Origin of the sequence: Rossellomorea sp. NRS-1567 (assembly GCF_050467885.1) — a bacterium.
In the GTDB taxonomy this organism is placed as follows: domain Bacteria; phylum Bacillota; class Bacilli; order Bacillales; family Bacillaceae_B; genus Rossellomorea; species Rossellomorea aquimaris_C.
Window position 1 is genome coordinate 317492 of the sequence record NZ_JBITPL010000001.1, and the last position, 7358, is coordinate 324849.

5 protein-coding genes and 1 other annotated feature are annotated in these 7358 nt (G+C 42.9%); of the genes, 1 reads left to right on the forward strand and 4 read right to left on the reverse strand.

Going from position 1 to position 7358, the window contains the following annotated elements; all coding sequences use genetic code 11:
- Positions 1-46: 46 nt before the first annotated feature.
- Both ACIFOD_RS01635 and ACIFOD_RS01640 read right to left on the reverse strand, forming a co-directional pair.
- Complete coding sequence (locus ACIFOD_RS01635; RefSeq protein WP_430313245.1) at positions 47-1354, reverse strand: bifunctional folylpolyglutamate synthase/dihydrofolate synthase; 1308 nt, start codon at positions 1352-1354, stop codon at positions 47-49.
- A gap of 142 nt (positions 1355-1496) precedes the next feature.
- Positions 1497-4148: a valine--tRNA ligase gene (locus ACIFOD_RS01640; RefSeq protein WP_430313246.1), complete on the reverse strand. Its 2652-nt coding sequence runs from the start codon at positions 4146-4148 to the stop codon at positions 1497-1499.
- A 71-nt stretch (positions 4149-4219) separates the two neighbouring features.
- Positions 4220-4446, reverse strand: a binding site (T-box leader).
- 189 nt (positions 4447-4635) lie between these two features.
- On the opposite strand from ACIFOD_RS01640, the gene ACIFOD_RS01645 reads away from it, so the two are divergent.
- Complete coding sequence (locus tag ACIFOD_RS01645) at positions 4636-4800, forward strand: hypothetical protein (protein WP_430313247.1); 165 nt, start codon at positions 4636-4638, stop codon at positions 4798-4800.
- A 36-nt stretch (positions 4801-4836) separates the two neighbouring features.
- Here the strand turns inward: ACIFOD_RS01645 and ysxE are convergent, their stop codons facing one another.
- Complete coding sequence (gene ysxE / locus ACIFOD_RS01650; protein ID WP_397552050.1) at positions 4837-5865, reverse strand: spore coat protein YsxE; 1029 nt, start codon at positions 5863-5865, stop codon at positions 4837-4839.
- 130 nt (positions 5866-5995) lie between these two features.
- Positions 5996-7213 (reverse strand): stage VI sporulation protein D, encoded by a 1218-nt coding sequence (gene spoVID, locus ACIFOD_RS01655; RefSeq protein WP_430313248.1) that lies wholly within the window; start codon positions 7211-7213, stop codon positions 5996-5998.
- Positions 7214-7358 lie beyond the last annotated feature (145 nt).

Genomic DNA, 7358 nt, shown 5'->3' on the forward strand with positions numbered 1-7358 from the left:
GTCACAAGTTTAAGAATATTTTATCAAAGCATTCCAATAAAGTCACTTACTTTTTTCTGTAATTTTCCAGGTGGTCCAGCAGATATGGTTTAACCTCGGATAAAAAGTAAAGTGAACCTGTTATTAACAGGATATCTTCTTCTTTCATGCCTTGTACTTTTTCAGGAAGGTAGTCTCTCCATTGGTGAACTTTCATCTTATCGGGATGGGAAGATAGTTTATAAAGCTCTTCAACTGACGCCACTCGGGGAAAATCAAAGGTCGTGAATCCAATTGCCTCCACCGCTTCTTCCAATGTCGTGATCATCGGTTTTAATTCTTTGTCGTGTAGTGCCGAAAAAAGAACCGTTACCCTTTTATTGATAAAGCGATCGTTTATGGTTTTCACCAAGGCTTGTACCCCTTCAGGATTATGGGCCCCGTCAATATAAATCCCGGGATTGTATGATAAAGCTTCCATTCTTCCTGGCCATGATGCCTTCTTTAGTCCCGCTTTAATATGGGGACTTGCTATTTTATGCTTTTCACTAAGGAGCTCTATCACTTTAATGGCAATTGCTGCATTATTGATTTGGTGTGCACCGATCATGGAAAGCTCATATGTTTCATTTTGAACAGGAGACGTGTATTGGAATCTCTCCCCTTTTTCGAGTAAGGCTTGACGTTCCACCGAAAAATCCACGCCAAGTTCAAACACATCACTACCCATTTCTAGCGCTTTCTTTCTTATCACTTCAGCTGCTTCTTTCTGGTGAACCCCTGATATGACAGGAACGGAACGTTTGATGATCCCGGCTTTTTCAAAGGCTATGTCTTCTAATCTGCTTCCCAGAAATTGCATATGATCCAAACCGATGCTCGTTATGACTGAAACCATCGGTGTGATGACATTCGTCGAATCAAGTCTTCCTCCAAGCCCTACCTCATAAAGGACGAGATCGACAGGATGCATTTCGGCAAAGTAATAAAAGCTCATGGCTGTTATGACTTCGAATTCAGAGGGTGTTCCCCATTCAGAAAGCTCCATGCTTTCGGCAATGGGCTTAATTTTTTCCACGAGAAGAGTTAAATCTTCATCAGAAACAGGTTCTCCATTGATGCTGATCCTCTCATTAAACCGTTCAAAATATGGTGAAGTAAAGGTGCCTACTGAATACCCTGATTCCTGTAATATATTTCTCAAATACGTTACAGTGGATCCCTTTCCGTTTGTTCCCCCGATATGAACGGTTTGGAGCTTTTCATGAGGATTCCCAAGCTTCTCTAACAAGTACTGCATTCTCTCCAGACCCGGCTTGATTCCAAGTCTGAGTCTTGAGTGTATCCATCCAACGGCCTTTTCATAGGTTAACAATTTCAATCACTCCCCTTAAGGTTTCATTAGAAAGAGGGCTCAGGTCGGGGCAGATTGCCGGAGAGAAAACCTTCTTGCATCCCCTCAACCTTAACAATCAGACCCGATTCTAAAGCCCTCTTCTTATCCTCTGTTCAAAAGATTATAGTGATTTAAGCTCTTCGATTCTTGCTTTCACCGTCGCTTGTTTCTCTAAATAATCTTTTTCTTTTGCTTTTTCCTCATCTACTACATTTTGAGGCGCCTTGCTCACAAATTTTTCGTTGTTTAATTTGCCTTGAACCCGGGAAACTTCTTTCGTCCATTTCTCCAGTTCTTTTTGAAGACGGGCAATTTCTTCTTCGATGTTGATTAATCCTTCTAATGGAAGGAATAAGTCTACACCTGTTACAACCGCTGTCATCGCTTTATCCGGTGTAACTAAATCTGTACCCATTTCCAGCTTCTCTGGATTACAGAATTTTTCAATATATGCTTTGTTCTTGTCGATGATCGTTAAGGTATGTGCATCTTTTGCCTTCAGCATCAAGTTGATTTGCTTGCTCATCGGAGTGTTTACCTCTGCACGGACATTACGTACCGCACGAATGATATCAACGAGCAGCTTCATCTCTTCTGCTGCCCCTTGGTCTGTCAATTCATCTTGAACCGTCGGCCATGCAGCTACCGTAATGGATTCGCCTTGATGCGGCAAGTTCTGCCATATTTCCTCGGTAATAAACGGCATGAATGGGTGTAGTAGTCTCATTGTGTTGTCGAGTACATAGGCCAGAATCGAACGGGTCGTTTTCTTAGCAGCTTCGTCCTCGCCATATAGAGGCAATTTCGCCATCTCGATATACCAATCACAGAAGTCATCCCAGATGAAGTTGTAAAGAACGCGTCCCACTTCACCAAATTCATAACGATCGGCTAATCGTGTCACGGTTTCGATCGTTTCATTTAAACGGGTAAGGATCCATTTATCCGCAACGGATTTTTCACCTGATAAATCGATCTCGTCGTATGTCATACCATCCATATTCATTAAGGCGAAACGGGATGCATTCCAAATCTTATTCGCAAAGTTCCAAACAGATTCTACTTTCTCAAAGGAGAAACGTAAATCCTGCCCCGGTGAGCTGCCTGTAGATAGGAAGTAGCGAAGTGAATCGGCACCATACTTTTCGATGACATCCATCGGATCTACACCATTACCTAATGACTTACTCATCTTGCGACCATCTGCATCCCGAACCAGTCCATGAATCAGTACGTCTTTAAATGGACGTTCTCCTGTGAACTCCAGTCCTTGGAAGATCATGCGCGATACCCAGAAACCGATGATATCGTAGCCGGTCACGAGTGTATTCGTTGGATAATATCGTTTAAAGTCTTCTGCATCCAGATCAGGCCAGCCCATTGTTGAAAACGGCCATAGAGCTGAACTGAACCATGTATCCAGTACATCCTCTTCCTGGGTCCAGTTCTCAATGTCTTCCGGTGCTTCGTTGTTTACATAGATTTCGCCTGTTTCTTTATGATACCAGGCCGGGATGCGATGTCCCCACCAAAGCTGACGGGAAATACACCAGTCACGCGTGTTTTCCATCCAGCGCAGGTAAGACGTTTCAAAGCGATCAGGTACAAAGTTGACCTTGTTCTCATCCTGCTGAAGTTTAACCGCTTCCTCTGCCAGAGGATCCATCTTAACGAACCACTGAGTCGAAAGATAAGGCTCAACCACCGCTCCACTTCTTTCGGAGTGACCGACTGAGTGCATATGCTCTTCAATCTTGAACAGAACTCCTGCTTCTTGAAGGTCCTTCACGATTTCCTTACGACATTGGAAACGATCCATGCCTTGGTATTTATCCGCCTTGTTATTCATCGTCCCGTCTTCGTTCATGACTAGAACACGTTCTAAATTGTGACGGTTTCCGATTTCGAAATCATTCGGGTCATGGGCAGGTGTGATTTTCACTGCACCTGAACCGAATTCCATATCAACGTAGTCATCACCTACAATCGGAATTTCACGTCCAACGATAGGAAGGGTAACGGTTTTGCCGATTAAATGCTTGTAGCGATCATCTTCCGGGTGAACCGCAACGGCCGTATCTCCAAGCATCGTTTCCGGACGGGTTGTGGCAATTTCAATGAGACCACTTCCATCTGCCAGCGGATATTTCATATGATAGAATGCACCTTGTACATCCTGATGAATGACCTCAATGTCTGAAAGGGCCGTTTTCGTTGCCGGATCCCAGTTGATGATGTATTCACCACGGTAGATTAAGTCTTTGTTATAAAGGTCGATAAATACCTTTTGTACCGCTTCCGATAAGCCCTCGTCCAGCGTGAAACGCTCACGGCTATAATCCAGGCCTAATCCAACCTTAGACCATTGCTGACGGATATGTTCGGCATATTCTTCTTTCCACTTCCACGTTTCTTCTACGAACTTTTCACGGCCTAAGTCATAGCGTGAAATCCCTTGATTGCGAAGTTTTTCATCCACTTTCGCCTGTGTCGCAATCCCTGCATGGTCCATACCCGGAAGCCATAATACATCATAACCCTGCATACGCTTCATTCTTGTCAGGATATCTTGCAGGGTCGTGTCCCAAGCATGACCAAGATGAAGTTTCCCCGTTACGTTCGGAGGAGGAATGACGATTGTGTACGGCTCCTTCTCCTTATCGTTTTTGGCTTCGAAATATTTACCTTCCAGCCACCATTTGTATCTGCCTTGCTCAATGGCATTTGGATCATATTTTGTTGGCATGGATAATTGCTGATCTTGAGTTTCCATTTGTTTTCCTCCTATATTAGTGCTGAATTCATACACTTTTCTAAAAAAAATAAAAAAATCCCCCGTCCTATGAAAAGGACGAAGGATTCCATTCGCGGTACCACCTTTTTTCTCAGGAGAAATAAGCCTCCTGAACTCTCGACGATTATAACGGCTTTTAACCGGCTTCTACTACTGAATTTCATAGAAACAGCTCTTCAGGCGACCTTCCATTGTCTTAACGTAGAAAATCTCTCAGCTAACGATTTTCCTCTCTGAAAGTAAGGATCAATGTACTCTTCCTGTTCATTGCTTTTCAGTTATTATTTATTTACTCATTATAGTATAGGAAAAGATAAACTTTCGTCAATCATTATCGGCAATTTCATCGAAAAATATTCATTTCGCCTATACATAGGCACCATTTAATTCTGTATTCATAAGATAAAGTAGTGAATACACCCAGGAAAGTGAGTGGACGAATATGAAAAAAATCAATCAATATACCATGCAGAAATGGATGGGAAACGCCCGGTTAATATGTAAACAATTCATCATACCTTTTACAATCTTTCAAGGGGTCCGGACCATTTTGCTTCCAACCACTTTTGATGTCCTTCTTTTAACTCTTTTTATCGGTATAGGCCTTGCCATTTATTTCGATTGGATTTAATGGACTGACGAAAGGTGGACTTCGCCAGTCCTTTTTTTATTCTGCCTCGGCCGCCTGCTCCTGCTTCTTTTTTTCCATTTCATCTAAACGCATGACCACGTATTCCGTGTTTTTCAGAAGCCAGTAATGACGTTGCAGCTTCTTAAGAGATTTCCGTTCATTCCGCTTATCCTTCGGTGTATGAAAATATTTTTCCACCACGGCGATGACTGAGCTTGGGTAAGCTAAATAACTCATGAACAGGAGCCGCTCTTCATTACGCACGGTAAAATGCTGAAAATACGTGGTGAGCCACTCGATGCATTCCTCATAATACTTAGGATAGGTTTTCAAAGTTCTGGACAAAAACGGCAGCAGGTCATGGAAGGGTGAGGCCATCTTTGAGTTCTCAAAGTTATGAAAATACCCCAAGCCTCTTTCGTCGAATAAAAAATGCTCCGTCGATACCTTACCATGTGTAATGACGGTTCTGACCTTCTCAAGCTCCTTCGTTTCCTCATACCATTCATCCAGCATTTTCCGTGAAAATTTCAGTGCTTGGGAAGCGTCCTTATAGTACATGCAATAATGGAATTGAAAAGGAGACATATACGTTGTCCTTTCACATGCTTCCACATACTCATCGAGAAACTGCTGTTCTTTATCCCACCTGGAAGTCAGCTGCTCGTAATGAGATTCTCTCTCTTCTTTATCAATCTTTACTTCCTGAGAGGAGAGAGTATGAAGTCTTGCCAATTCCCGGAACATTTTCTGATGCTTTTCAAATTGATCTTCCCTTTCCAGGTTCAATAGCCAGGGCATGACATAGTATAATTGCCCATCATTCCACACCGCATAGCGCCCATCCAATGTCGGATAGATCGGAACAATCCGGTTATAGCCCCTTTGAAACAACATTTGTACATTCCTGACAAAATCCACTCCAGTTTGGGCGGGGAGCTGCTTCACGGCAAGCGTCCCTTTATTGGAGAATACTTTGGAAATCTTCCCGTAATTCTCAACAAAATGGGGTTCGACACCATAAGGTTGTAAGACAGGCTTTAATCCCTCCAGCGTTTGTACCATACCTCTCACCTTCTAAGATTACTTTTCTAAAAAAAACGGACTAACTCCAATGAATTTGGTGTCAGCCCCGTAGTTCCTTCTATATTGCAATTGCGCTCTTCTCAGATGGGAGCGACTTTGCTCTATTCCTTTAACCCTTGAAGACATACTCGCTTTTCGGGATATATAGAACCTGCCCTACATAGACGTCTTGATTGGCTTCAAGTTGATTGACCCTCAATAGCTGAGGAATGGTTAGATCATACTTTTCTGCGATATAATCCAGGGTTTCTCCTTCTTGAACAATGCATACCCTCAATGTTGCACCCTTTTCCTCTTCTTTTCTCGCAAAGAAATCGGTAAGGGAAATGGTCTCATATTTCTTTTTACCTTTAGTCTTTTTCTTATCATCCTGCTCTTCTCCGCTTTCTTCCATTTCTGCTTCTACTGCGGAAGATGAAGAGGACTCTTCTTCCTCCTCCTGCTGTTTGTATTTAGGAGGCGGCGTGTAGGCCGCCTTTGGTTGTGCCGGCTGTTCTTCTGATGACTCGCTCAGGTCATGCTGGGGCAATTCAAACACGTTTTCTTTTCGGAAATAATTTTCCTCATAGGTATGAGCAGGATGAGCATCGTATTGAATCTGTACGGGGATCTCATCGTCCTCTTCAGCTGGCGGTGTCCGTCCTTCCAGATTAAAGGGCTGGTACTCATCGTCTTCAGAGTCCTCTTCTTCATCCTCCTCTTCAACGTTCGCCGTTAATTCTTCGACATCGTAGTTCTCATATTCGTATACTTCTTCTCTTTCTTCTTGCTCTTCTTCTGTCTCTACTTCCTCCTCCGCTGTATCCTCTTCTACTTCGGCAACTGCACTCGAACGGTACAGCGGCTCGTAATCTTCCTCTCTGCTAAATTCAGCTTCAAGGGGAGTATGCGTCTGCTGTTCTCCATAAATCCCTGTAATCGTTAAATCGGCATTCAATTTTAGACAAGCATTCTCGGGAACCATGTAGTCGAATGACTCAACGAACACGTCGATATCGCCCAGATTGGCAATTCTGTTTTTCGGAATCGTCACATCGACCGGGAAACGGTGGACAAATTCATACTCACCTTTTTCCCTTTTTTCAACTATTTGAACAAATTTACCACCAGCTTCAAACTGATCCTCTTCTTCGTCTCTCGGTGAGGTAGGTAAATATTCACCGGAAAGATCAAGGCTCCCCCTGATAAGTACGTACTGCTCTTGCTCTTGTATCGTTATATGAGGATCTAAGGAGATAGATAGCAATTCTTCAACTTCCTGTCCTTTTTTAAACCAAATTGATTCTTCCAAAGAAAATCGCAAACACGATTGTTGTTCTTGTGACAAAAGAAATTCCTCCTTTCAGGTTCCAAACAAAGAAATAGTAAACAATGCCATTATCACTTTATGAACCGAAAAGGAGGATTATGATAGGAAAACGAAAAGTTGTGGGTAGTGCGGGGATTTTGATGATTAAGTCCATATAATTGTG

Bases quoted from the DNA above. Each gene is read 5' to 3' on its own strand.
- ACIFOD_RS01645 (WP_430313247.1), top strand. From the start codon at position 4,636: ATGCAGAAATGGATGGGAAACGCCCGGTTAATATGTAAACAATTCATC.
- ACIFOD_RS01640 (WP_430313246.1), bottom strand. From the start codon at position 4,148: ATGGAAACTCAAGATCAGCAATTATCCATGCCAACAAAATATGATCCA.
- ysxE (WP_397552050.1), bottom strand. From the start codon at position 5,865: ATGGTACAAACGCTGGAGGGATTAAAGCCTGTCTTACAACCTTATGGT.